Genomic DNA, 859 nt, shown 5'->3' on the forward strand with positions numbered 1-859 from the left:
GACCCTGGTGGTGCGCAACACCGGTGACCGGCCCGTCCAGGTCGGGTCGCACTACCACTTCGCCGCCGCGAACCCCGGCCGGTCGGTACGTGGCGATGGGCAGTTCGTTCGTCGCCGGACCGGGCATCGGCCGCGACATCGGGGCTGGCTGCTTCCGTTCGGCGCGTAACTACCCGCACCTGGTGGCGCAGCGGCTCGGGCTCGCGCTCGCGGACGTGACCTGCAGCGGTGCCACGACCGCGAACCTGCTCTCGATCCCGCAGCGGGGGCATCCGCCGCAGCTCGACGCCGTCACCCCCGACACCCGGCTGGTGACCATCACGGTGGGCGGCAACGACACGGGTTACTCCCCGGCCACGGCGCGGTGCGCGGCCGCGACGGCCGCGGGCCGGTCCTGCGCCGCGCTGCTGCCCACCCCGGAGGTGTTCGCCGCGGCGGTGGTGAAGCTGCGGAGCAACCTCACCCAGCTACTGGCGGCCATCGACACCGCGGCGCCCGGCGTGCTGGTCTACCTGGTCACCTACCCGCGGATCTTCCCAGACCCGCCGGTCACCTGCCCGGACAACGTCATCAGCACCGCTGACACCCGCACGCTCGCCGAGATGGGCAGCACACTCGAGCGGACCCTGCGCCAGGTCGCGACGGAGCGAGGCATCCCGCTGGTCGACGCCTACGCCGCGAGCGCCGGGCGGGACGTGTGCGCCGCCGCGGACACCCGCTGGGTGGAGGGCTCCCACACCAGCGGTGTGCACTATCACCCGAACGCGGCCGGCATGGCCGCGGTCAGCCGGCTGGTCGAGAACGCCCTGACCGGCAACGCCGACAGCGGCCGGCGCGCGGCCGCGGCCGCCGGCCAGAC

At 74.4% G+C, this 859-nt stretch carries 1 protein-coding gene and 1 pseudogene; both read left to right on the forward strand.

The genetic code is table 11. The annotated features are described in order from the left end of the window. Window positions 1-76: pseudogene (locus MXD58_RS31890) on the forward strand (urease subunit beta); the annotation flags it as partial. Between the two features lie 19 nt (window positions 77-95). Further along, window positions 96-859 (forward strand): SGNH/GDSL hydrolase family protein (locus MXD58_RS25865; protein ID WP_250610328.1); only part of this gene is annotated, 764 nt, incomplete at its 3' end.

Source organism: Frankia sp. AgKG'84/4, assembly GCF_023242965.2.
Lineage (GTDB): Bacteria > Actinomycetota > Actinomycetes > Frankiales > Frankiaceae > Frankia.